Here is a 23733-nt window from a genome sequence, read left to right as displayed (position 1 = left end):
CTTCAAAGAAGCCGCACGGCGCCAGGAGCCGCTGCGAAGCGCGACCGACGCCGACCCCCCGAAGGAGAACTGATGTCCCCCGCCCAGCGCGGCAGCCACAGTGCGGGCACGGTCGAGACAGCGGTGGAGATCACCGTCTCGACCGTGCGTATCAACGACCGGGTCATGATCGGCGGCATGCTGTACTCCGTGCGCGACATGAGAACGCTCGCCGGTGGCCGCAAGCAACTGCTCTTCCACTCGGGCGAGACGTTCACCATGGTCCGCGACACCGTCATGTGGGCCGCTCGCCGCATCGACCCGCGCATCAGAAGCCCCCACGTGGTCCGGCCCGCCCGCCGCGCCGTGCCGTAACCGGGCCCGGCCCCGGGCGGCGGACGCGACCGCCCGGGGCCGTCACCGTGCGGCTCGGGACGCGGGGACCGCGTCGGCGCCCGGGCCCGGGCGGGTCTCGTGCTGCCACCGGCGCAGCACGCGGTGCACGGCCTCCGCCCCGGACAGGTCGCCCTCGGGCGCGGACAGGACGCGCGGCGACATCAGGAACGCGCGGCTCTGCTCGCCCCCGAGGCCGCCGTGGCAGCCGATCTGGTCCTCGAACGCGTGCACCTCGCCGGTGTCGGGATCGACCGAGGAGTTGACCATGATGTCGGCGGCGTGCGGGAAGCCGGCCGCGCGCCGCACGACGGCCGGGGCGCGCGGCCCGAACGGGGCCAGCGGGTCCTCGCCCACGATCTCGCCGGTGGCCAGCCGGTGTTCGGAGCCGCCCGCGCCGAGGACGACGGGCCCGTGGCGCGCGTCGTGCACCAGCAGGAAGCCGATGCCGGGGTGCTCCGCGAGCGTGCGCAGGAGCGCGGGGCAGTGGCGTTCGATGGTCTGCCGGTCCGCCCGGCCGGGGAGTTCCGGCAGCGAGATGAGGCCGAGGTTGCCCGAGGCCAGGACGACCGGGGGGCGGTCGCGGCCGGTGCGCTCGGGCGCGACGGCCGGGGGCTGCGCGGGGCGTTCCGGCCGGTGGAGCGCGGCGCGGGCGGCGCCGCGGGCCTCGGCGCCCGTCTCATGGCGCCGGTGCGCGCGGGGCACGGGCCGCCCGCAGCCGATGCGGACCAGCTCCTCCAGCGTGTGCCCGTACGCCGACTCGAACGTCTCGCCGTGGCTCTGCCCGTGGTCGGAGAGCAGCACGAGGTGGTAGGGGCGCGGGGCGTGCGCGATGGCCTGCGCGATCAGCGCGACGCAGCGGTCGAGGCGCGCCAGGACCTGCCGCGTGTCGCGGCTGTCGGGGCCCGAGTGGTGGGCGACCTCGTCGTAGGCGACGAGGTCGGCGTAGACGGAGGTGCGGCCGTTGAGCACGTCGCCGATGACGGCGGCGGTGACGACGTCGCGCTGGACGACGGTGGCGAACGCCCGGATCAGCGGGTAGAGCCCGCCGCGGCTGACGCGCGGCCCGGCCTTGGCCAGCCGCGCGCGCACGGCCTGCCCGACCTCGCGGACCAGTTCGGCGAGGAAGGAGGCGGCCGTGCGCGCGGCGTGGGCGGGGTCGGAGAAGTAGGCGAAGTACCCGGCCCGGGAACGCTGGCCGCGACCGCGCCTGGCGGCGATGGACAGCACGAGCGCGGCCTGCCCCGCGCCGCCGGTGAACAGGTTGCCGCGGCTCGCGCCGTCCTGGGCGAGCAGGCCGGGGCTGCCGCTGCGGCCGACGGCGCGGCGCTGGAGCTCGGCCGCGCTCGACGGGCGGTTGCTGACGATGACCTCGTCCGTCTCCTTCTCGTACCAGCGGAACGCGGGCACGTCCTCGTTGCTGCCGTGCAGGATGGCCAGCTGGGCGGCGCCCGTCTGGCTCGACCAGTCGGTGTACCAGGGCGTGAGCCGGTGCGTGGTCGCGCACAGGGCGGCCACGGTGGGCATCTCGGGGCGTTCGCCCTCGATCGCGTCGACGAGCCGCCGGTAGCCGATGCCGTCGAGTTGGAGGAACACGAGGCCGGGCACCCCGGACTGCCTGGCGGGCCCGGAACGCGCGGCACGCCGGCCCGCCATCCGGCGCAGGCGGCGGCCCTGCGCGCCGGGGTCGCGCACGGCGAGGAAGGTGCTGGTCGCGGAGGAGGCGACGGACATGAACGCCGCGACCACGACGGCCGTCGTCGGGCCCGCCGAGCCGCGTCCGTCGGGGATGGCGCTGAGCGCGAGCCACAGCAGGGAGCCGTTGAGCAGGAAGACCAGGGAGCCGAGGGCGAGCGCGGGGACCAGCAGCAGGGCGCGGACGAGCCACGGCCAGACCAGGGCGTTGAGCAGCCCGAACGCGCCCGCGCCGAGGGCGGCGGTGGCCCCGATGCGGGTGAGGCTGTCGCCGTCGGCCGACTGGAGGCGGAAGTCGGGCAGCACGAGCGAGAGCAGCACCATCGTGGCGGTGCCGGCCGCCCACACGATGAGCACCCGCAGGAGTGCCGCGCCGCCGCTGCGCCATCTGGTCACCGGTACCGACCTGCCCTTCCTTCCGGTCTGCCATTGTCCCCAATCGGCGCCTGGCATCCTGGACGTGCCGGGGGCGACGGGCGCAGGGGCCGGAGCGGAAGGAGTTCCACGTGCCGGTGGACATCACGTGGTGGGGACACGCCACCGCGACCGTACTCGACTCGGGGACCTCCGTACTGACGGATCCGCTCTTCACCCGCAGATGCGCGCATCTGCGGCGGCGCCGCGGTACCCTGCCGCCGGCCGCGGCGCGGCGCGCCGACGTGGTGCTCGTCTCGCACCTGCACGCCGATCACCTGCACCTGAGGTCGCTGGCGCGGCTGGCGGCGGGCACGCCGCTGCTGCTGCCGCGCGGCGCGCTGCGGGCGGTGCCGGGGCTGCGGCGGCTCGCGGCGCGCCTTGAGGTGTGCGAGGTGACGCCGGGCGACCGGGTGCCGGTGGGCGGTCTGACGGTGCGGGCGGTGCCGGCGGCGCACGACGGGCGGCGCCTGCCGATCGGGCCCCGGCGGGTGTCGGCGCTGGGATACGTGGTGGAGGGCGAGGCGCGCACGTACTACGCGGGCGACACGGATCTGTTCGACGCGATGGCCAGGGAGGCGGGCCCGGTGGACCTGGCCCTGCTGCCGGTCGGCGGCTGGGGTCCGCGCCTGGGGCACGGGCACCTGAACGCGGAGCGCGCGGCGCAGGCCCTCGTCCGGCTGCGCCCGCGGGGCGCGATCCCGGTGCACTACGGGACGTACTGGCCGTTCGGCATGGCGGGGGTGCGCCCGCACGAGTTCCACTCGCCGGGTGACGAGTTCGTGCGGCACGCGGCGCGTCTGGCGCCGACGGTGGCCGTGCACCGGCTGCGGCACGGCGAGAGCGTGCGGCTGGTGGCGGCGGAGTGACGGCGGCGGGGGCGGAGTGCGCGCTCGCCGCGACGCGGGCCGTGCCGCCGGACGCGACGCAGCAGGCGGTCGGCTACCCGTCGCTGTTCCTGCTGGTGCTGCTGGGGGCGCTGGTCCCGCTGGTGCCGACGGGCGCGGTGGTGAGTTCGGCGGCGGCCGTGGCGTTCCACCACAGCAACGCGGCGGCGTTCTCGTTCGGGGTGTTCGTGGTCGCGGCGGCGGCGGCGTTCCTCGGCGACGGGGTCCTGTACTGGCTGGGCGGGCGCGGGGTGCGTTCGCGGAACGGCTCGCGCTGGCTGGACCGGATCCGGGAGCAGGCCGCGGCCGAGCCGCTGGCACGGGCGCGGGAACGGCTGGACAGACGCGGCAGCGCGGTCCTGCTGGTGTCGCGGCTGGTGCCGGCCGGGCGGATACCCGTGATGCTGGCGTGCCTGCTGGCGCGGATGCCGCTGCACGTGTACCTGCGCGGCAACCTGCCCGCGGTGCTCGGCTGGGCGGCGACCTACCAGTTGATCGGGATGCTGGGGGGCGCGCTGTTCCCGCGCCCGTGGCAGGGGGTGGTGGCGGCCGTGGCGCTCACGCTGCTGATCGCGGCGGTCCCGGCCGGGTGGCGCCGGCTGCGGCCCGGCGCCCGGGGGCCGTCCCCGGGGCGGGGGCCGGGGAAGCGGCGCCGGTGGCGTTCGCGTGGGCTTCGCGGGCCAGGAGGATCTCGGGCAGCCGGGCCTCGATGACGTCGATCGTGCCGCGCAACGTCTCGGCCAGTTCGCGGCCGACCGGGGTGAGCCCGTAGCTGACGCGCACCGGGACCAGCGGCTGGACCTCGCGGGCGACGAGGCCGTCGGCCGTGAGCAGCCGCAGGTTCTGCGACAGCATCTTCTCGCTGATGCCGCCGACGCGGTCGCGCACCTCGCAGAACCGCAGGGGCCGCTCGCGCAGCGCCACGAGGATCAGGACGCCCCACCGGTTCGTGACGTGGTCGAGCACGGTGCGCGCCGGGCAGTCGCCGGCGAAGACGCCACCCGCCCGGGTACCACCGGGTTCCCGCATGTCCGCGCTCATGCCCCGAACGTACCAAAGGGACGGCACTTACCAGCAGTAAGCCGCATGCTCTATGGTGAGCGCATGAGTGAGATGACCGTCGAGATCTGGTCCGACCTCGTCTGCCCCTGGTGCCAGATCGGCAAGGGCCGCTTCGAGGCGGCGCTCGCCCGGTTCGACGCGCGCGAGGACGTCACCGTGGTGTGGCGCAGCTACCAGCTGGACCCGCAGGCGCCCACCGACGCCGCCATGACGCTCCCCGAGGACCTGACCAGCAGGCACGGCCTGTCCGCCGAGCAGGTCGCGGGAATGATCGGCCAGGTCGGCAAGGCCGCCGCCGGGGACGGGATCACGTTCCGCCTTGAGGAGGCCAGGCCGACCAACACCTTCGACGCCCACCGCCTGGCGCACCACGCGGCGACGCTCGGCCTCTCCTCGCCCGTGCAGGAACGGCTCATGTCCGCCTACACCCAGCAGAGCGAGTCCCTCGCCGACCACGACACGCTGGTGCGGCTGGCCGAGGAGGCGGGCTGCGACCCCGAGGGGGCGCGCCGCGCGCTCGCGGACGGCGCGCACGCGGACGCCGTGCGCGAGGACATCGCGACCGCCAGGCAGCTCGGCCTCAGCGGGGTGCCCGCGTTCGTCTTCGACCGCGCGTTCCTCGTCTCGGGCGCCCAGCCGGTCGAGACGTTCACACGCGCTCTGACCGAGCTGCGCGCGCGCAGCCGCGCGTAGGCCGGGCCGCCCCTTTCACCCTGTTCAACCTCGTTCGACCCCGTTCACCCGGTTCCTGTCACGGCGGGCCGCTCGGGCGGGGCCGTTCGGGCAGCACCCCGGAGCCGCCCACCGGCAGGTCCCACAGGTCGGCGTCCCGGCGGCCGGCCGCCCGCCACGCGGCGCGCACCCGGACCAGCGGCTCGGCGGGCGGCTCGGGCGTGAGCAGGAACGTCGCCCAGTGCATCGGCGCCATCCTGGCCGCCCCCACGTCGCCGCAGGCCCGCACCGCCTCCTCGGGGTCGGTGTGCACCGGGCGCTGGAGCCGGGGCGGCGCGTAGGCACCGATGGGCAGCAGCGCCAGCTCGATGCCGGGGCAGCGGGCGCCGATCTCGGTGAACCAGTGCCCGTACCCGGTGTCCCCCGCGAAGTACAGCCGCCGCCCGGCCGCGTCGGTGAGCACCCAGCCGCCCCACAGGGAGCGGCAGGTGTCGGTGAGGGTGCGCTTGGACCAGTGGTGCGCCGGCACGAAGTCGAAGCGCACCGGGCCCGCGGGCGCGGGCAGTTCCGCCGCCTCCCACCAGTCGAGTTCCGTGACGCGGGAGAACCCTCGGCGGCGGCACCAGCGGCCGAGTCCGGCCGGCACGAACAGGGGCGTGCGGCGCGGCAGCCGCCTGAGGGTGGGCGCGTCGAGGTGGTCGTAGTGGTTGTGCGAGATGACGACGGCGTCCACCGGCGGCAGGTCCGCCCACGGCACGCCGACCGGCGTGACGCGGGCCGGGGTGCCCAGGATGCGCCGCGACCACACCGGGTCGGTGAGCACGGTCAGGCCGCCGATGGCGACCACCCAGCTCGCGTGCCCCACCCAGGTGACGGCCGGCCGGCGCGGGTCGGCGGGCGGCAGCGGACCCGGCGCGAACGGCAGCCCCGCGCCGCCCTCGGCCGCGCGCGGCCGTCGGCGCGGCGGTCTCGCGCGGGCCAGGGTGAGCAGCCCGGGCAGCGGTGTGGTGAGGCGGTCGGCGAAGCTGCGGGGCCACGCCCTGCGCTCGCCCGGCGGGCGCGGCGCGGCGGGCGGCGGGGGCCAGGCGGGGCCTGGCCCGCGCGGGGGCCCGCCTGGCCGCGCGTGCTCCGCCGGCTCCGCCATCGCGGCCTCCTTCCGGCCCGCCCCGCCGGCCGCGCCCGCTCCCGCGGCCGGGCCGGGACCGGCCCTCCCCCAGCTCAGCACGGGCGGCCCCGGGGGCCGCGCCGACCGGGGGCCGCGTTGCGCCGATGCGGTGACCGCGCCCGCATAGTGAACGCTTATTGCTCACCATGCGAGACGCGAGCAGGATGTCCCGCATGGGAAAGACGGGTTACGTCCATGGCCATCACGAAGCGGTGCTGCGCTCCCACCGGTGGCGCACCGCCACCAACTCCGCGGCCTACCTGCTGCCCGAGCTGCGGCCGGGGCAGGCGCTGCTCGACATCGGCTGCGGTCCCGGAACGCTGACCGCCGACCTGGCGGCGCGCGTGGCCCCCGGCCGGGTGACGGCCGTCGACCGGGCCCCCGGGGTCCTGGCCGAGGCGCGCGCCGAGGCGGCCCGCCGCGGGCAGGAGGCGATCACATTCGCCACGGCCGACGCGCACGCCCTGGAGTTCGACGACGACTCCTTCGACGTGGTGCACGCCCACCAGGTGCTCCAGCACCTGCCCGACCCGGTGCGGGCGTTGCGCGAGATGCGCCGCGTATGCCGCCCGGGCGGCGTGGTCGCGGTCAGGGACGCCGACTACGCGGCGATGACCTGGTACCCGCGGGTGCCTGGCCTGTCGGAGTGGCTGTCGCTGTACCGGCGGCTGGCCCGGGCGAACGGCGGCGAGCCGGACGCGGGCCGCCGGCTGGCCGCGTGGGGGCGGGCGGCCGGGTTCGCTGAGGTGACCGCCACGGCGTCGACGTGGTGCTTCGCGGCCCCGGCGGAACGCGCCTGGTGGTCGGCCTCCTGGGCGGACCGCGTCACCGAATCCGAGCTGGCGCGGCAGGCGCTGGACCGGGGTCTCGCGACCGCGGACGACCTGGGACGGCTCGCGGACGCCTGGCACGCCTGGGGCGCGCGGGAGGACGCGTGGTTCGCCGTGCTGCACGGCGAGGCCGTGTGCCGGGTGCCCCGCGCGGACTGAGGCGCGGGGCACCCGGCGCGGCCCCGGCCGGGTCCTGCCGCCCCGGTGTCACACGAGGAAGGGAGTCGAGACCGGTGGACTCGCATGGCGATGTGCCGCGTATGCGTGGACGCCATCGGCTGACCGTGACGGTGTGTCAGTGCTCCGCGGCATGATGATCGCCGTGAACACCGAGATACTCATCGACGTCTGGCAGCGCCTTCTCACCGACCCTCGCAAGTCCTGGGTGCTGTTCGAACGCGGCACCTGTGTCGTACTGACCACCCCCGATGGTGACCTCGCGGAGCAGGCGACCGAAATGCTCAGGGAGTTCGGCCCGGTCCAAGCGGGTTCTCCGGCGGGGGACTTCGGGGTGATCGACGTCAAGGACGCCGACGGCTGGGTGGTCACCGGTCACCACCAGGACGTCCTCACCTACGTCGCGCCACAAGAGCCCGACGGCGAGGACAACTTCGCCATCGGGCTGTGCGGACGTGCCAAGCGTCATCAGGACGGCACCGAACTGCGTGTCGTCCATGTCGAGGACAAACGCGGCTCCGCGGGCCCCTCGTAAGGAGGCGGATGGGCCAACCTCAATGATCCCCCGGGGGTGATGGCTGCCGAGGGCCGGGCCGCGTCCTGCTACCGGCCGATCTTGTCCAACTCCGCGAGTGCCTCGTCGGGGAGCGGGAGTCCCGCGCCGGCGACGTTCTCACGCAGGTGTGCCACCGACGAAGTACCGGGAATGAGCAGGATGTTGGGCGACCGCCGCAGCAGCCAGGCCAGGGCGACCGACATCGGCGTCGCGTCCAGCCGGGCGGCCACGGCGGAAAGCGCCGTGGACTGCAAGGGGGTGAAGCCGCCGAGCGGGAAGAAGGGCACGTAGGCGATGCCCTCGCCGGCGAGTTCGTCGATCAGCTCGTCGTCCTGGCGGTGGGCGAGGTTGTACATGTTCTGCACGCACACGATCGGCGCGATCGCCTGCGCCTCGGCGACCTGTTCTGCCGTCGCGTTGCTCACTCCCAGGTGCCGGATCAGCCCCTGCCGCTGGAGTTCGACGAGGGTTTCGAAGGGCTCGGCGAGCGAGCCGGGCCGGGGGCCCTGGGCGTCGCCGAGCCGGAGGTTGACCACGTCGAGCGCGTCGAGGCCGAGGTCCTCAAGGTTCTCGCGGACGGCGCGGCGCAGCTCCTCGGGCCGCCGGGCCGGAGGCCAGCCGCCCTGCTGATCGCGGACCGCGCCGACCTTGGTCACGATGTGCAACGACGCGGGATAGGGGTGCAGCGCCTCACGGATGAGCTGGTTGGTGACGCGCGGTCCGTAGACGCCCGCGGTGTCGATGTGGGTGATCCCGAGGGCGGCGGCCTCGCGCAGGACAGCGAGCGCGCCGTCGCGGTCGGCGGGCGGGCCCATGACCCCGGGGCCGGCGAGCTGCATGGCGCCGTAGCCCACGCGGGTGACGGGCAGATCGCCCAGGGTCCAGGTGCCACCGGCCGGCGGAGCGGAGAGGGTGTTCGTGGTTTCGCTCATGCCGTCGATGCTCGCCCGCGGACCAGCGGCGCGGCCAATACCGATACAGCGCCCCGTCATACCCGGCGGGTATCACAGCGGTACGCTGCGGCCATGGACACCTTGGAGACCCGCGAGCTGAGGTACTTCATGGCCGTCGCGGAGGAACTGCACTTCGGTCGTGCCGCCGAGCGCCTCGGCATGGCCCAGCCACCGTTGTCCCGGGCGATCCAGCAGCTCGAACGGCGCCTCGGTGTCCGTCTGCTGAAGCGCAACCGCCGCGGTGTCTCCCTGACCGACGCCGGCGAGGTGCTGCTGCACGAGGGCCGCGCGGCCCTCGACGCGACCACCGCCGCCGCTCGCCGCACCCGTCGCGCCGGTGGCGCCGACACTCCGGGCGGCCCCTGTAGCCGCCTGGTGCTGGCGGTGAAGGCCGGCGCGTCCCACGAGCTGCTGCACAAGCTCCTCGACGCCTACGCGGCCGAGCCCGACGCCGCCGAGGTCGAGGTGCTGCCGAGCGGGACCTGTGAGCAGGAGGAGATGCTGCGCGACGGCCGCGCCGATGTGGCCCTCATGCACAAGCCGTTCAACTCCCTCGCCGGGTTCGACAGCGAGGAACTGATGACCGAGGGGCAGATCGCCGTCCTGCCCGCCGGCCACCCCCTCGCCGCGCGGAAGAGCCTGACCCTGGCCGAGGTCGGCGACATCCCCGATCTTCCGCTCGCCCGCTGGTCCCGCCACGGCGTCTACCCGCCCGGCCCTGGCCCCGAGATCCACGACCAGACGCAGCTGGCCCAGCTGATCGCCCTCGGACGTACCGTGGCCGTCTTCCCCGACTCGGCCCGCGCCTGGCTGTGGGCCGAGCACGCCGCCGTCCCCCTGGCCGACGCACCTCCTGTCGTGACCCACATCGCCTGGCCCGCGCACAGCCGCTCCCTCGCCCTCGCCGGGCTGATCCGCACGGCCACCCGGCTATGACCGGCCCTCGCCTTCCGGCGGCCCAGGTTGTTCGTTCGGATCACCATGCGGACCGGACGAGGATGCGTGCGGGGTGGAGGGTGCGGGCGCCCGTAGGAAACCGGATGCCATCCGGCGTTGTCGGATGAGAGATTTCCGTGCATGCCTGGACTCGACAGTGTCCGCATGCGCCTGTGCGCGCAGTTGCTGACCGCCGACCCGCCGGCTGCCGCGGAACGTGAGCGCCTGGCCGACACGCTGGGGGACGACAGCACCTGGCCCGACATCGACTACGACGCCCCCGACGGCGTGGAGTGGGAGGCGATCGGCCACCTGGACCGCGCCCGCTGCCTGGCCCGCTCGACGGCTCACCACGGCCAAGCGCTGCGCGCGCTGGAGGGCTGGCGGCGCCTCGGAATCCACGCCGCGAACTGGTGGTACAACGAGATCGGCGTCCCGCAGAACGTCGGTGATTCCCTCCTTCTGCTGCACGACCGGCTCGGCGCGGAAGAACGCGAGCAGTGGGGCGACTGGCTCGGCGACTCCGCCGGCCCGGTGGAGATGACGGGGCAGAACATCATCTGGCGCCAGGGGGTCGAGCTGAGACGCGCCGTCCTCGTCGGAGACGCCGACCTGCTGGCCGCGGCGGTCGGCCGCATGGCGACCGTGCTGCGCCCGTCCGACAGCGAGGGCATCCAGGACGACCTGAGCTTCCATCACCACGGGCCGCTGCCCTACGCCGGCGGCTACGGTGCCTCCCTCGTCACCACCATCGTCCCGTGGGTCCACGCCGTACACGACACGCCGTGGGCGTTCGACGAGGAGCAGGTACAGCTGCTGGTCGACTACCTCCTCGACGGCCAGCAGTGGGCCCTCCACGGCGACGGCTACGACTTCACGCTCATGGGCCGTGAGGTCACCCGCGAAACCGCGCACCGGGCCGGCGCCGCCCTCCGGGAGTCCCTGCGGCGGCTCCTGGCGACCGGGCCGCCCAGAGCCCGAGAACTGACGGCCTTCGCGCGGCGCCTGGAACAGCTCGGAGCCGGCGACGCGGACGGTGCGGGGCCGGGCGGTCCGGTCGGCTGCCGGTACTACCCCCGCTCCGACTATCTGGCACACCGCCGGCCCGGCTGGTCGCTCTCCGTACGGATGTCCTCGACCCGGACCATCCCGACGGAGAGCCTCGCCGGCGAGAATCTGCGGGGCCGCCACCTGGCCGACGGAGTCGCGGCGATCCGCGTGGGCGACACCCCCGAGGACGGCTACCGCGCCGTCCTCCCGGTATGGGACTGGGCACGCCTCCCCGGCATCACCGCCGAACAGCCCTCCGATCCCGCGGCGCTTCTTCCCCGCCCCAACGAGCGGCGCGGAGCCGGCGACGACGTCGCTGGATGGACCGACGGCCGCCTCGGCATCGCCCTCATGCGGCTCGCCGGTACCGACCGCATCGCGGACGGCTGGAAGGCCTGGTTCTGCTTCGGCGACATGGTGATCGCCCTGGGCACGCACATCAGCGCCCCCTCGGCCGAGCACCCGGTGATCACCACCATCGACCAGCGGCTGGCGACCGGGCCCGTGACGATCGGGCCGGGCCCGACCGGCCAGGACTGGGTACATCAGGGTCGCATCGGGTACATCCCCCTGGTCGAGCACTCCGAGGTACTCGCCGGTACCCATCCCCGATCCGGCAGCTGGTCCGACATCACGGAGAACGGAAGAGCAACACCGCAGACGGCGAACGTCTTCCACGTCGGCGTCGACCACGGCCACAGACCTGAAGGCGCCTTCTATGCCTGGCTCATCCTGCCCGACGCCGACGCGGAGACAACCCGAGAGCGCGCCGCGCGGCCCGGCGTCGCCGTGCTCGCCAACACCGCCGCCCTGCAAGCCGTCCACTGCCGCGGCACCGGCGTCACGCTCACCGCACGGCACGACACCACCGGCATCGCCCTCGGCTCCGGCATCGCCGACTGACGCCTCGCGGTCGAAGGCGCGGCGCACCCGCCCTGACGATCGGACGATCCGGACCGAACGCCCTAGCGACGGTTCTCGTTCCGGTGTTCCTCCATGCCCGGGAAACGCACGCCCACCAGCCGCTCCGACAGCTCCCAGATCCGCCGGCCGTCCTCCGCGCTTCGCAGCGGGGCGTACATCTTCTGCTCGGCCGGTGCGCCGCCGAGGTGGAAGGGTCCGCTCGGGCCGTACAGGTGGCCGCCCTCGGCCTCCGGGCTTGTCGCCGCGTACACAGCGGTCAGCGCGGCCGACTCGGGGGTGCCGGCCAGGATGCCGCGGCGGGAGAGCCCGCGGATCACCCGCACCGCCGTGGTGTCCCGCGGGCGCCCCATCCCCGGCTGCGCGGCCAGCAGGTTGGTGGGCGAGATGCCGGGGTGCGACAGGTTGCTCCTGATCCCCCAGTCCTCCGCGGTGGCGCGGCGGTGCAGCTCAAGCCCGAACAGGCCGGTCGCGATCTTCGAGGAGGCGTACGACTTCTGCGCGTGGTAGCGCTGCTCCCAGGCGAGGTCGTCCCAGTGGACGGCGTTCCTGGCCGCCGCGACGCTCACCTGCGTCGTCACGCGCGCCGCGCCGGCCCGCAGCAGCGGCAGCAGCCGGGCGGTGAGGGCGAAGTGCCCGAGGTGGTTGGTGGCGAACTGGAGCTCGAACCCGTCCTCGGTGACCTGGCGGGTGGGCGGCGTCATGACGCCGGCGTTGTTGATGTGGATGTGCAGCGGGCGCCCCTCGCGCAGCAGCTCGTCGGCGAAGGCGGCGACCGACGCGAGCGAGGCCAGGTCGAGCGTGCGGACGTCGAGCCGGGCGTCGGGCACGCGCTCGCGGATGCGCCGCGCGGCGGCCTCCCCCTTGGCCGGGTCGCGCACCGGCATGAGGACCTCGGCGCCGGCCCGCGCGAGCCGCGCGGCGATGTTCAGCCCGATCCCGTCGCTCGCGCCCGTGACGAGGGCGAGCCGGCCGGCGAGGTCGGGTACGGGGATGTCGATGGCCTTCGGCATGAGAGGTCTCCTGGGATCAGCGGGCGCCGCCCGCGCGATCGGCGTGATCACCCTCATACTCGCCGGATCGGGCCCGGATGTTCAGGACCCCTTGAGCCGCGGATCGCCAGTCCCTGGCTGAGCCGGCCGCGGCCCCCGCCGGGCCGCGCGAGCGCCGCGCGGACGGCCGCGCCCCCGCACGTGAACGGCGCCGGTGGCCGCCCGTCCGGCCGCCGGCGCCCACGACCGCGCGAGCCTACGGCGTGACCACGATCTTCCTGCCGATGCCGGCCGCGAACCGGTCGAGCGCCTCGGGGTACTCGTCGAGCGGCAGCCGGTCGCTGATGAACACCGACGGGTCCAGCAGCCCCGCCGCGAACAGGTCGGCGGCGCGTTCGTAGCTGTGCAGCACGGCCATCGAGCCGGTGATGGTGATCTCCTGGTTGTAGATCTTGTAGGGCTCGATGGTGGCGCGGGCCGCGTAGTCGGACACCCCGAACTGGAGGAACGTGCCGGCCTTCGCGACCCGGCCGAGGCCGTCCTGGATGGCGGCGGCGTTGCCCGTGGCGTCGATGACGAACTCCCAGCCCTCGGGCCGGTCGAACTCGTCGGCGCCGGCCGCCGTCCTTGAGCAGCCGAGCCGCTCGGCGGTGGCCAGCCGCTCCGGGTTCACGTCCACGACGTCGACGCCGCTCGCGCCGGTCCGCTTGGCCAGTTCGAGCATCATCAGGCCCATCGTGCCCGAGCCGTAGATCAGCACCCGGGCGCCCAGCGTGGAGCGGATGACGTCGTAGCCGCGGATCGCGCAGGACAGCGGCTCGATCAGCGCCGCGTCCTGCGTGGAGACGTGCTCGGGCAGTTTCACGCAGTTCGCCGCGGGCGCCACCGCGAACTCGGCGGCGCCGCCCGCCACCGTCACGCCGATCGCCGCCCAGCGCTCGCACAGGTTGGCGTGCCCCGTGCGGCAGTAGCGGCACTCGTGGCAGTACAGGGAGGGGTCGACCGCGACCCGGTCGCCCTCGGCGAGCGTGGTGACCTCCCGCCCGGTGGCCACCACCTCGCCCGCGAACTCGTGGCCGGGCACCACCGGCAGCCGGGGCGCGAACTCGCCCTCCCTGATGTGCAGGTCGGTGCCGCACAGGCCGCACGCGGCGACCTTGACCACGACCTCGCGCGGCCCCGGGGTCGGATCGGGGACCGTGGTGACCTTGACCTTTCCGACGGATTCGATGAGGGCGGCTTTCACTTGACAGCTCCTAGCGACAGACCCTGGACCAGCTTGTCCTGGGCGGCGAACCCCGCGGCGAGCACCGGCAGGGAGATGGCGATCGAGGCGGCGGCCAGCTGGGCGAGGAACAGGCCCTGGCTCGTGATGAAGCTGGTCAGGAACACCGGGGCCGTCTCGGCCCTGACGCCGGTGAGGACCCGCGCGAAGAGCAGTTCGTTCCAGCTGAAGATGAAGCAGATCAGCGCCGTGGCGGCGATGCCGGGCAGCACGATGGGCGCCACCACGCGCCCCAGCACCACCGGCAGTCTCGCGCCGTCCAGCTGGGCCGCCTCGATGACGGATGAGGGAACCTCGGCGAGGAAGGACTGGAGCATCCACACAGCGATGGGCAGGTTCATCGAGGTGTAGAGGATGACCAGGAGCCAGACGTGGTCGAGGAAGCCGATGTTCCGCGCGAACAGGTAGACCGGCAGCAGCCCGGCCACGACCGGCAGCATCTTGGTGGACAGGAAGAAGAACAGCGTGTCGCGCCACGCCTTCACCGGCCTGATGGTCAGCGCGTAGGCGGCCGGCAGCGCGAGGAGCAGCACCAGGGCGGTCGAGGCCAGGGACGCGGTGGCCGAGTTGATCAGCGGCGGCCAGGGCCCCTCCCAGATCGAGGTGCCGAAGAACTCGCGATAGTTGTCGAGCGTCAGCGGGGCCATGACCGCGGGCGGGTTGCTCGCCGCGTCGGACTCCGAGTGCAGTGACGTCAGCACCAGCCACGCAACGGGCAGGAAGAACAGCAGTCCGGCCACCCACGCGCCGAGCGTGAGCGCCGCCGAGCGCCACCGGCCGCCGCCGGGCGGGCGGGGGGCGGCGCGGCCGGCGGCCTGCCGCGCGGGGCGGGCGGTCGTGGTCTTCAGGTCGGCGGTCGTCATGACCGGCTCCCCTCCTCCCGGAACAGCGAGGACACCACGCGCAGCGCGAACGTGGCGATGAGCAGCGAGCCGAGGACGACGAGCACCCCGGCCGCGGAGGCCACGCCGTAGTCCTGCGCCTGGTAGAACTCCTGGTAGACGACGTAGGGCAGGTTGGCGGTGTCGAGACCGCCGGCGGTGATGGTGAACACCGCGTCGAAGTGCTGGACGATGTAGATCGAGCCGAGCAGGCCGCCGAGTTCGATGTAGCGGCGCAGGTGCGGCAGCGTCAGGTGGGCGAAGATCTGCCAGTTGTTCGCGCCGTCGATGCGGGCCGCCTCGGTGAGTTCGAGCGGGCGGCTCTGGAGGCCGGCCAGCAGGATCAGCATCATGAACGGCGTCCACTGCCAGATCAGCGCCGCCTCCACCGCGAGCAGCGGCATCTCGGAGATCCAGTCCGGCTGCGGCGCGGTGAACCCGAACAGGTCGCCGAACGCGGCGAGCAGGCCGTTGAGCAGCCCGTACTCGGGGTTGAACAGCAGGTGCTTCCACATCAGCGCGGCGGCCACCGGCACGAGCAGGAACGGCGTGATGGCCATGGTGCGCACCACGCCGCGCCCGCGGAAGCGGCGGTCGAGGAGCAGCGCGAGCGCGAGCCCGAGCACGAGACTGACCAGCACGACCGTGGCGGTCAGCAGCGCCGTGGTGAGGACGGCGCCGCGCAGGTCGGAATCGCCCAGCACCGTGCCGTAGTTGCCGAATCCGGTGAACGCGCGGTCGTCCGGGTAGAGGGCGTTCCAGTCCCACAGCGAGATCACCAGGGTGGCGGCGAACGGCAGCTGCGTGACGACGACGAGGAAGATCAGGGCCGGGAGGAGCGGTGCCCTGCGGGCCCAGGACGAGACCCGGCTCGGCCGCGGCGGCCGGGCGGCTCCCGCCGCGGGGCGGGCGGGGGGCGCGGGGGTGCGGGTGGTCGTGGTGTTCATCGGTTCCGGTGCTCCTCCGCGATCTCCTCGGCCATGTCCTGGGAGGTCTCCAGCGCGTCCCGGACGCTCTGCCGCCCGGCGATGGCCGCGCTGATCTCCTGCGACACGCGGGTCCCGAGGTCGGCGAACTCGGGGATGGTGACGAACTGCACTCCCGGGACCGGCCGTTCCTGCACGCCCGGGTCGAACGGGTCGGCCTCGGCGATGGCGTCCCGCGTCACCTCCCAGAACGCGCCGGCCGCCTGCTGGTAGCGCGGGTCGTCGTAGGTGGACGCCCGTTTGCCGGCCGGGACGTTCTCCCAGCCGAGGGTCTCGCCGACGAGTTCCTCGTACTCCGTGCCGGAGGCCCAGGAGATGAACTCCCAGGCGGCGTCCGGGTTGGCCGAGGCCCGCTGCACGCCCCAGGCCCACGTGTAGAGCCAGCCCGAGCTCTCGGTCTCCACGACCGGCGCGGGCACGTAGCCGATGGTGCCGCGCACCGGGGAGTCGGCCGCCTCAAGCGAGCCGGCGCCCGCGGTGGCGTCGTACCACATGGCGGTGTTGCCCTGGACCATGTTGTTCAGGCACTCGGCGTAGCCGGACTGGGCGGCACCCGCCTCGCCGTGCTCGCGCACGAGGTCCACGTAGAACTCGGTGGCCTCGACGAACTCGGGCTCGGTGAGCGCGGCTTCCCAGTCGGCGGTGAACCACGTGCCGCCGAACGTGTTGACCAGCGTGGTCAGCGGCGCGATGACCTCGCCCCAGCCGGGCAGGCCGCGCAGGCAGATGCCCTTCATGTCCTCCTCGGCCGCGTCGACCTCGGCGGCGAGGTCGGCCACCTCCTGCCAGGTGGGCCTCTCCGGCATGGTGAGGCCGTGCTCTTCGAACACGTCGGTGCGGTACATCAGGAACGAGGACTCGCCGTAGAACGGCTGCGCGTAGATGTGGCCGTCCTCGCCGGTCAGCGAGCGCTGGATGGGCGGGAGGATGTCGGCGGCGTCGTAGTCGCTGTCGGAGGAGAGGTATTCGTCGAGCGGCTGGAGCCAGCCGTTGCCCGAGTAGATCGGCGTCTCGTAGTTGCTGATCGTGGCCACGTCGTACTGGCCGGACTGGTTGGCGAAGTCCTGACTGATCTTGTCCCTGACCTCGTTCTCCGGGAGCACCGTGAAGTGGACCTCGATCCCGGTCTCCTCGGTGAAGTGCTCCTGGGTGAGCTCCCTGAGCTGGACCATCTGCGGGTTGTTGACCATGAGGACGTTGATGCTGTCGCCGCCGGAGCCGTGGCCTCCGGCTCCGGCGCAGGCGGCGAGCAGCGTACAGGCCGCCGCGCTGGCGACCAGGGCACGCGTGGTGCTTCGGCTCTTGCTGCGCATGGTCGAGACTCCTGGTTTCCGGGCGTGCGAGGCCGCACCGCCCGCGGGGGGGTGTCGTGGATGTGTGGGATCGGGCGAGCCGGTCAGACGCGGATGACCTGCGGCCCCTGGAGGGAGTAGCGGTGTGCCTCCGCGGTGCTGAGACTCGTGCTCGTCACGATCACGTCGAGGTCGGGCACGTCCGCGAAGCGGCAGAAGCTCGCCGCGCCGAACTTGGTGTGGATGCCGGTGAACACCCGGCGCCTTGAGGCCAGCACGGCCTGCCGCTTGACCTCGCTCACCGCGGGGTCGGGCGTGGTGAGGCCGTGCTCGCGGGAGATGCCGTTGGCGCCGATGAAGGCGAGGTCGATGACGAAGCCGGCGAGCATCTTCGCCGTCCAGTGGTCGACCGTTGCCATCGTGGAGCCGCGGACCCGGCCGCCGAGCAGCAGCACCGTCCAGTCGTCGACCGGGGCCAGGGCCGACGCCACGGTCAGCGACGCGGTGACCACGGTCAACGCCCGGTCCCTCGGCAGCGACTCGGCGATGAGCTGGGGGGTGAAGCCCTCGTCGATGAACACCGTCTCGGCGTCGCCCACCAGTTCGGCGGCGGCCGCGGCGATGCGCCGCTTCTCCGGCACGTGCCGCGTGGCGCGCAGCGCGAGCGTCGTCTCGAACCCGGCGCTCTCCACGGGGTACGCGCCGCCGTGGGTGCGGCGGAGCAGGCCGTGCGCCTCCAGCACGCGCAGATCCCTGCGCACGGTCTCCTTGGCCACGCCGAGATCCCGCGCCAGTTGGGTGACCTGCACCGCGCCGGAGCGCCTGGCGACTCCGACGATGGCGCGCTGCCGCTCCTCCGCGGTCATGCGGTGCCTCCTCGCAGCGGTTCCGATTCCGTGCTTTCCCTGCCTGATTGGGCCCGTGTGCAGAGTTCTACCGCTCAACGCCCGCCCCTGCCCAGGCATTCAGTGCGGAAGATCACGCCCGATAATGCCCGTCCGGTGGGGCGACGACCGGGCGGCGGCCCACGCCCGCCGCCCGGACGGGCAATGCGGGCGCCCGTTTCGCGCCCGTTCGGTCGCCGCGTGTCCGAGCGGTCGGCCGCATCCGGTCACCGGGCGGGCACCGGGCCCTGCCCGGCGCCCGGTCCACCACCGGCCGCGGGGGCCGCCCGGGTCAGGACGGGCGCATCCGGAACTCGTACCGCTCGGGCAGCGGATCCTCGGTCAGCTCCGCCCAGGTGTCGCTCAGGATCTCGTCGCCCTCGCGCAGGTCCGCCACCTCGAACCCGGCGTCGAAGACGGTCCGCGCGGCGCGCCGGTCGCCCTGGGCGATGAGCACGCGCGCGTGCAGCAGCCGGAACCTGCCCGTCCCGCGCACGCGGTCCGGCAGCCGCTCCAGGAGCCGCCCGGCCTCGGCGGCCCGGCCCGCGGCCAGCAGCAGCGGCACCGCCTCGCGGCCGAGCGCCGCCAGGGCGGGCAGCGGCACGCCCGGCGTGTCGAGGGCGAGGCCGGCCGCCGCGGCGGCGTACTCGGCCGCCTCCTGCCGGTGCCCGGCGGCGGCCCGGGCCACGGCGAGGCAGCGCAGCACCCAGGGGGTCGGTCCGGCGGCGAGCGCGCGTTCCCAGCTGCGCCCGGCCTGCGACCGGTCGCCCGCGTGCCACTGGGCCACCCCGAGGTGGTAGTCGGTGACCGGCCCGCCCGGCGCGCACTCAAGGCGCTCGCGCCAGGGGGCGGAGACCGGTCCTGGCCCTGGCGGCCTGGCCGGGTCCGCGGCCTCGTCCGGGAGCCGTCCTGTGTCGAGCAGCCGCAGCCACGGGCGCTGCTCCGCGCCGATCGTGCCGGAGTCGAACGGCGTGCCAGGCAACGCGTAGCCGCCGCGCGCGACGTCGAGCGCGCCCCAGCCGCTCCCCGTGTGCAGCGCCTCCTCGGGGGCGAGGTCCGCGCAGGGCAGCCAGGCCGCGTACGCCGCCGCCACGCGTTCCGCCGGCAGCGTGTCCGCCAGCCGCAGCGCGAGGTGTTCGCGGGCCGCGCGCCAGTCGGAGCCGTGCACGGCGGCCGGGTCGCAGTCGACCGGCCCGTAGGTCTCCAGCCAGCTGACCTCGGCCCCGGCCGCGAGCGGCACGTGCTCCAGCTGGGTGCGGGCCAGCCCGGCCTGGATCTCGGCGTACCCGGGCGTGCCCTCCTCGGTCAGCCAGCGCTGCCAGCGGCGCCCGCCCGGGCCCGCGCCCCACACGAACAGCTTCCGGCCGCTCAGCCGGGCCGTGGAGGTCTGCACCAGGCCGGACCCGTGCCGGTCCACCGCGGCGATCCACTTCCTGGCGGACGCGGGCACCTCGTAGAAGTAGTCGGCCGGGTGGTCGCCGTGCAGCGGGTAGCTGCGGTCCGCGCCGTCCCACTCGGGCACGGGGATGCGCCGCAGGGTCCTGGCGTAGCCGAAGTGCCACGCCTCGTCGGCGGGCGCGAGGACGCGGGTGCCGGGGCCCTCGGGCACGGCGGTGTTCGACCACCAGTAGAGGGGCACGGCCGTCTCGTGCGGGTTGCGGACGCGCACCCCGACGAACAGGTGGTCCGAGCCCTCGGGCAGCCACAGGTCGACCTGGAACGGCGTGTCCCGCAGCCGTTCCCACTCCCACAGCCGCAGCATCCGGCCGCCGTCGGGAGCCGTCACGACGGCCGCGTGCACGGGCGCGCAGGAGAGCGTCGTGTGTCCGGTCGCGCCGATGTTCCATTCGATGCCGCCGGAGAACCACGCGCCGTTCAGCGCGAAGTCGGCGGGCTGGAGCACGGGGTTGGTGTACAGCAGGTCACGCCCCGACGGCTTGTGGTACAGCGAGTGGACGCGGCCGCCGAAACCGGGCAGCACGGTGGCGCGCAGCCGGTCGTTCTCGATGACCAGGGTCTCCAGCTCGGTACGGCGGCGGGTCCTGCCGTACCCGTCGAGGAGCCGGGTGGGCAGCACCGTGCGCAGCGGCGCGTACCCGATCTGGCGGGCCATGTCGGGCGGCAGCGCGGCCCGCTCCCGTTCGCCGACGTGGTGCGCCTCGTCGCGGGGCAGCAGCGGCGGCAGCGGGTTCTCGGGGCCCAGGGGCGCCACGGGCAGGATGAGCGTGCTGCGGCGGACGGTCGTCGTGGTGCGGGCCATGTTCCCCTCCGGTGGCCGGTGCGTGACGACCATCGAACACGGCGGGGACAGGCCGGACAACAGGGCCGGGACCGCCGGGACACCGCACGCGACGCCGCGGGCGCGCCCCGTCGCCGCGCGGGCTGGCAGGGCGCGGCGGCCGGGCGGCGGGGCCGCTTGTGGCACCAACTGGACCGTTGTCTTCCGCACCGTTCAGCACGGGTTAACCCCTGTGCGCCCGCGTCCACACCTGTCCTCCCGACGCTGACAGCCCCACCCCCCTGTGTCGAAGGACGTTCCACCATGCCCAGCACGACCCGCGTCCCCCGGCTGGCGGCGCGCGCCGCCCTGGTCCCGCTCGCGCTCACCGCCTGCGGTTCCAGCGCCGCGTCCGGCGGCGGCGACTCCGGTGAGGGCCGCGACCCGGACACCCTGGTCCTCGCGGCGATCCCGTCCGAGGAGTCCACCTCGCCCGCCCAGCGCTACGAGCCGATCATCGAGCTGCTTGAGGACGAGACCGGCAAGGAGGTGACCTTCCAGAAGGCCACCAGCTACACCGCCGTGATCGAGGCCCAGCGAGCGGGCAGGCCGACGTCGCCCGGGGACGCGTGAGGCCGCCGGCCGGGGCGTCCCCCGGCCGGCGCGCCGGCCGCCGGCCTCACCTGCGGCGCGCGAGGTAGAGCCCGCACAGGGCGCCGATGACGCCGGGCGCGAGCAGCGCCAGCCACAGCGGCATCGTCACCTCGGGGATCAGCAGCCTGATCCGGGTCTGCCGGGTGTTCTCGAAGATGAAGATCAGCGTGAGGACGGCGACGGCCGCGAGGGTGATCCGGCCCGGGGTCCAGAATTCGGCGGAGCGCCCGCTCCTCGGGCGCCTGGCACTTGAGGTCATGGCACCAGGATGCGAGCGGGCGGCGCCCGCCGCCCGGCGAACCGCGCCGGGGTCCGCGCCGCGAACGGCACGGACCCCGGTGGGCGGTCGGCCGTTCAGGCGTAGACCTGGGAGACGAAGTCGGCGATCTGGTCGTCGGTGAGCACCTGGGCGAGGTCGGACTCGCTGATCATGCCGACCAGGCGCTTGTCCTCGTCGATCACCGGCAGCCGGCGGATCTGGTGGGTGCCCATGGTGGACAGCACCTCGGAGACGTCCGCGTCGTCGTTGATCCAGCGGGGTGTGCCCTGGCACAGCTCGCTCGCCGTCACCTGGGCCGGGTCGTGGCCCGCGGCGACGCACTTCACGACGATGTCACGGTCGGTGATGATGCCGCACAGCCGCTCCTCGGGGTCGCTGACCGGCAGGGCGCCCACGCCCAGCTCGCGCATCAGCTGCGCGGCCCGGTCGAGCGTTTCCGTCTCCGGGATCCACTGGGCGCCCGGGTTCATGATCTCCGCGGCGGTGGTCATGGCGTCCCTCCTCGGGGGCTTCGGTGTCTTCCTCCTCACTCCATCGTCACCCCGCTCCCCGGTCTGCGCCATTCGGGTGAGCCGCCGGGCCGGCGGCTCAGTGCCCCCGGTCCCGGGCACGGGCCGCGGTGCCGGGGAACGTCGCCAGGTAGAGGGCGAGTTCGGCTTCGAGCGCGGTGCGGACGGTGTCGGCGCGGCGGAAGCCGTGGCCCTCGCCCGGGAACGTCAGGTACGTGTGCGGAACGTCGCGGCCCGCCACGGCCGCGACCAGCGCCTCGGCCTGCGCGGGCGGGCAGATGGGGTCGTCGAGCCCCTGGAGCAGCAGGAACGGCGCGGTGATGCCGTGCGCGCGGTGCACAGGGGAACGCTCCCGGTAGCGGTCGCCCACCGCGTCGCGCGGCCCGATCAGCGTCTCCGGGTAGCGGGACTCGAAGTCGTGGGTCGTGCCGGGGCCCCACGCGGCGAGGTCGAGGACGGGGTAGGAGATGGCGGCGCAGGCGTAGAGGCCGGAGGTCGCCGGGTCCGCGAGGGACGCGGCGGCGGTCCAGCCGCCCGCGCTGCCGCCCCGGATGGCCAGGGCCGCCGGGTCGGCGCTGCCCTCGGCCGCCAGCGCGCGGGCCACGGCGGCGCAGTCCTCGACATCGACGACGCCCCACCGCTCCCGCAGCCGGTCGCGGTAGGCGCGGCCGTACCCCGTGGAGCCGCCGTAGTCGACGCGGGCGACGCCGATGCCGCGCGAGGTGAAGAAGGAGACCTCAAGATCGAGCGCCTCGCTCCAGCGGGAGGTCGGACCGCCGTGCGCCCAGATGACGAACGGCGGCGCCGCGCCCTCGGGCCCGGTGACCTCCGGGTGGTGCGGCGCGTGGATCAGCGCGTGCACCTCCCGGCCGCCCGGTCCCTCGAACACCCGGCGCAGCGGCGGGGCGTGGTAGGCCGGGTCGACCGGGTCGCGGTAGTGGGCGGCGACGGCCTGGCAGTGGCCCGTCGCGGTGTCGAGGCGGACGATCTCGTGGCCCCGGTCAGGACCCGCCGCGATGCCGGTGACCCGGGTGCCCCGCACGGCCAGGCACGGCTGCCACTCGGTCCACGGGCCCGGGGCGTCGGCCAGGTGCCCCGTGGCCGGGTCGAGGACGCCGAGCCGGGCGGAGCCGCGGCCGTGGGTGACGGCGATGGTCCCGTCATCGAGCGGCGCGAACCAGCGGCTGCCGACGCGCCACAGGGCGTCGGCGAACTCCTCGGGCCTCGGGCACAGGTTCACCGCGTGCCCGGTGCCGGGGTCGACGCGGTGCACGTTCCACCAGCCGGTGCGGTCGCTCGCGACGAGCAGGCTCCCGTCGGGGGCCCACTCGGCCTGTGCCACGGACTCGTCGGGGCCCCCCGCCAGGGTGCGCACGTCCGTGAACACGGGCTCGGGCCCCGGCGCGACCTCGGCGATCTTCACCTCCGTGCCGTCCCACGGCATCCGCGGGTGGTCCCAGGCCAGCCACACCGCGCGCCGGCCGTCGGGCGAGGGGCGCGGCCCGGTGACGAAGCGGTGGCGCGGCCCGTCGAGCGCGCGCACCGCGGCGCGGTCACCGGCCGCGCCGCCGTCGAGGGGCACGGCCACGGGCAGCCGCCTGACGTCCTCGGGGTCGGCCGGGTGGCCGGCGCCGAGCTCTTCGAGCACGCACCAGACCTCGCCCGCCTCGGCCCGGATCACCGGATCGCACCAGCGCAGCCGGTCCGGGCCGCCCGCGTCCGGCGTCAGCGGGCGCGGGCGCGGCCCGCCGGGGGCGTCGGGCTCGACGGCGTACAGGCGCTGGTCGGCGAAGTCCACGAAGACGACCAGCGGGCCGCCCGCGTCGCGCGCGATCCCGGCCCACGGCAGGCCGCCGTATTCGAGGACGCGGCTGCGCACGTTCCACGGCGGGGGCAGGACGGACTCCGGCTTTTCGGCGCCCGGCCGCAGGCGCAGCAGGGCGCGGCGGCCCGCCTCGGCCGGGCGCGGCGCCGTCCACCACAGCTCCTCGCCGACCGCGCCGAGGTATTCGGGGCGCCCGTCGTGCGCGGCCACCATGGCCGCGTCGACCGGGGACGGCCA

At 74.6% G+C, this 23733-nt stretch carries 22 protein-coding genes and 1 pseudogene; 9 read left to right on the top strand and 14 right to left on the bottom strand.

Annotation, left to right across the window (positions count from 1 at the left end):
• The first annotated feature begins 72 nt into the window (after window positions 1-72).
• Window positions 73-354: a hypothetical protein gene (locus LC193_RS26160; protein ID WP_226077837.1), complete on the top strand. Its 282-nt coding sequence runs from the start codon at window positions 73-75 to the stop codon at window positions 352-354.
• Window positions 355-396: 42 nt separating this feature from the next.
• Here the strand turns inward: LC193_RS26160 and LC193_RS26155 are convergent, their stop codons facing one another.
• A complete protein-coding gene (locus LC193_RS26155) occupies window positions 397-2463 on the bottom strand; it encodes a phage holin family protein (protein WP_226077836.1) in 2067 nt (688 codons plus the stop codon).
• Between the two features lie 110 nt (window positions 2464-2573).
• Between LC193_RS26155 and LC193_RS26150 the strand changes: the two genes are divergently transcribed.
• Window positions 2574-3350, top strand: a complete 777-nt coding sequence (locus LC193_RS26150) for an MBL fold metallo-hydrolase (RefSeq protein WP_226077835.1) — start codon at window positions 2574-2576, stop codon at window positions 3348-3350.
• Window positions 3347-4081, top strand: coding sequence for a DedA family protein (locus LC193_RS26145; protein ID WP_226077834.1), 735 nt, complete (start codon window positions 3347-3349; stop codon window positions 4079-4081). Before LC193_RS26150 ends, LC193_RS26145 begins: the two co-directional genes overlap by 4 nt.
• Window positions 4082-4139: 58 nt before the next feature.
• Here LC193_RS26145 and LC193_RS26140 read toward each other — a convergent pair.
• Window positions 4140-4397: pseudogene (locus LC193_RS26140) on the bottom strand (winged helix-turn-helix transcriptional regulator); the annotation flags it as partial.
• Window positions 4398-4472: 75 nt separating this feature from the next.
• Here LC193_RS26140 and LC193_RS26135 point away from each other — a divergent pair.
• The gene (locus LC193_RS26135) at window positions 4473-5123 is read left to right on the top strand and encodes a DsbA family oxidoreductase (RefSeq protein ID WP_226077833.1); all 651 of its coding nucleotides are present in this window, start codon (window positions 4473-4475) and stop codon (window positions 5121-5123) included.
• Window positions 5124-5181: 58 nt separating this feature from the next.
• On the opposite strand, the gene LC193_RS26130 is transcribed toward LC193_RS26135, so the two are convergent.
• On the bottom strand, window positions 5182-6246 hold the full coding sequence (locus LC193_RS26130) for an MBL fold metallo-hydrolase (protein ID WP_226077832.1): 1065 nt from the start codon (window positions 6244-6246) through the stop codon (window positions 5182-5184).
• Between the two features lie 194 nt (window positions 6247-6440).
• Here LC193_RS26130 and LC193_RS26125 point away from each other — a divergent pair, with 194 nt between their 5' ends.
• Complete coding sequence (locus LC193_RS26125; protein ID WP_404819489.1) at window positions 6441-7256, top strand: methyltransferase domain-containing protein; 816 nt, start codon at window positions 6441-6443, stop codon at window positions 7254-7256.
• 154 nt (window positions 7257-7410) lie between these two features.
• Window positions 7411-7809 carry a hypothetical protein gene (locus tag LC193_RS26120; RefSeq protein WP_086161946.1) on the top strand — a complete coding sequence of 133 codons (399 nt, stop codon included), beginning with the start codon at window positions 7411-7413 and terminating at the stop codon, window positions 7807-7809.
• Window positions 7810-7877: 68 nt separating this feature from the next.
• On the opposite strand, the gene LC193_RS26115 is transcribed toward LC193_RS26120, so the two are convergent.
• The gene (locus tag LC193_RS26115; RefSeq protein WP_226077830.1) at window positions 7878-8762 is read right to left on the bottom strand and encodes an aldo/keto reductase family oxidoreductase; all 885 of its coding nucleotides are present in this window, start codon (window positions 8760-8762) and stop codon (window positions 7878-7880) included.
• 93 nt (window positions 8763-8855) lie between these two features.
• On the opposite strand from LC193_RS26115, the gene LC193_RS26110 reads away from it, so the two are divergent.
• Together LC193_RS26110 and LC193_RS26105 are read left to right on the top strand one after the other, a co-directional pair.
• The gene (locus LC193_RS26110) at window positions 8856-9719 is read left to right on the top strand and encodes a LysR family transcriptional regulator (protein WP_226077829.1); all 864 of its coding nucleotides are present in this window, start codon (window positions 8856-8858) and stop codon (window positions 9717-9719) included.
• Window positions 9720-9860: 141 nt separating this feature from the next.
• On the top strand, window positions 9861-11672 hold the full coding sequence (locus LC193_RS26105) for a polysaccharide lyase family 8 super-sandwich domain-containing protein (RefSeq protein ID WP_086157390.1): 1812 nt from the start codon (window positions 9861-9863) through the stop codon (window positions 11670-11672).
• Window positions 11673-11734: 62 nt separating this feature from the next.
• Here the strand turns inward: LC193_RS26105 and LC193_RS26100 are convergent, their stop codons facing one another.
• The 7 genes from LC193_RS26100 to LC193_RS26070 all read right to left on the bottom strand — a co-directional run bounded on the left by LC193_RS26100 (window position 11735) and on the right by LC193_RS26070 (window position 20270).
• On the bottom strand, window positions 11735-12703 hold the full coding sequence (locus tag LC193_RS26100; protein ID WP_226077828.1) for an SDR family oxidoreductase: 969 nt from the start codon (window positions 12701-12703) through the stop codon (window positions 11735-11737).
• 235 nt (window positions 12704-12938) lie between these two features.
• On the bottom strand, window positions 12939-13928 hold the full coding sequence (locus tag LC193_RS26095) for a zinc-dependent alcohol dehydrogenase family protein (RefSeq protein WP_226077827.1): 990 nt from the start codon (window positions 13926-13928) through the stop codon (window positions 12939-12941).
• A complete protein-coding gene (locus LC193_RS26090) occupies window positions 13925-14830 on the bottom strand; it encodes a carbohydrate ABC transporter permease (protein ID WP_226077826.1) in 906 nt (301 codons plus the stop codon). Before LC193_RS26090 ends, LC193_RS26095 begins: the two co-directional genes overlap by 4 nt.
• The gene (locus LC193_RS26085; protein WP_226077825.1) at window positions 14827-15795 is read right to left on the bottom strand and encodes a carbohydrate ABC transporter permease; all 969 of its coding nucleotides are present in this window, start codon (window positions 15793-15795) and stop codon (window positions 14827-14829) included. Before LC193_RS26085 ends, LC193_RS26090 begins: the two co-directional genes overlap by 4 nt.
• Complete coding sequence (locus LC193_RS26080) at window positions 15792-17147, bottom strand: ABC transporter substrate-binding protein (RefSeq protein ID WP_226077824.1); 1356 nt, start codon at window positions 17145-17147, stop codon at window positions 15792-15794. Before LC193_RS26080 ends, LC193_RS26085 begins: the two co-directional genes overlap by 4 nt.
• Window positions 17148-17230: 83 nt before the next feature.
• Entirely contained in the window at window positions 17231-17992 is a 762-nt protein-coding gene (locus LC193_RS26075) for a DeoR/GlpR family DNA-binding transcription regulator (protein WP_226077823.1), read from the bottom strand.
• Window positions 17993-18302: 310 nt separating this feature from the next.
• Window positions 18303-20270 carry a DUF5107 domain-containing protein gene (locus LC193_RS26070; RefSeq protein WP_226077822.1) on the bottom strand — a complete coding sequence of 656 codons (1968 nt, stop codon included), beginning with the start codon at window positions 20268-20270 and terminating at the stop codon, window positions 18303-18305.
• 282 nt (window positions 20271-20552) lie between these two features.
• Here LC193_RS26070 and LC193_RS26065 point away from each other — a divergent pair, with 282 nt between their 5' ends.
• Window positions 20553-20861, top strand: a complete 309-nt coding sequence (locus tag LC193_RS26065; RefSeq protein ID WP_226077821.1) for a PhnD/SsuA/transferrin family substrate-binding protein — start codon at window positions 20553-20555, stop codon at window positions 20859-20861.
• Between the two features lie 46 nt (window positions 20862-20907).
• On the opposite strand, the gene LC193_RS26060 is transcribed toward LC193_RS26065, so the two are convergent.
• The 3 genes from LC193_RS26060 to LC193_RS26050 all read right to left on the bottom strand — a co-directional run bounded on the left by LC193_RS26060 (window position 20908) and on the right by LC193_RS26050 (window position 23709).
• Window positions 20908-21141, bottom strand: a complete 234-nt coding sequence (locus LC193_RS26060; protein WP_226077820.1) for a LapA family protein — start codon at window positions 21139-21141, stop codon at window positions 20908-20910.
• 95 nt (window positions 21142-21236) lie between these two features.
• Window positions 21237-21653 carry a CBS domain-containing protein gene (locus LC193_RS26055; protein ID WP_226077819.1) on the bottom strand — a complete coding sequence of 139 codons (417 nt, stop codon included), beginning with the start codon at window positions 21651-21653 and terminating at the stop codon, window positions 21237-21239.
• Between the two features lie 97 nt (window positions 21654-21750).
• On the bottom strand, window positions 21751-23709 hold the full coding sequence (locus LC193_RS26050) for a prolyl oligopeptidase family serine peptidase (protein WP_226078886.1): 1959 nt from the start codon (window positions 23707-23709) through the stop codon (window positions 21751-21753).
• Window positions 23710-23733 lie beyond the last annotated feature (24 nt).

Origin of the sequence: Streptomyces marincola (genome assembly GCF_020410765.1) — a bacterium.
Classification (GTDB): Bacteria; Actinomycetota; Actinomycetes; order Streptomycetales; family Streptomycetaceae; genus Streptomyces; species Streptomyces marincola.
The sequence above is the reverse complement of the archived record's forward strand: the minus strand, read 5'-3'. Positions and strand labels throughout refer to the sequence as shown.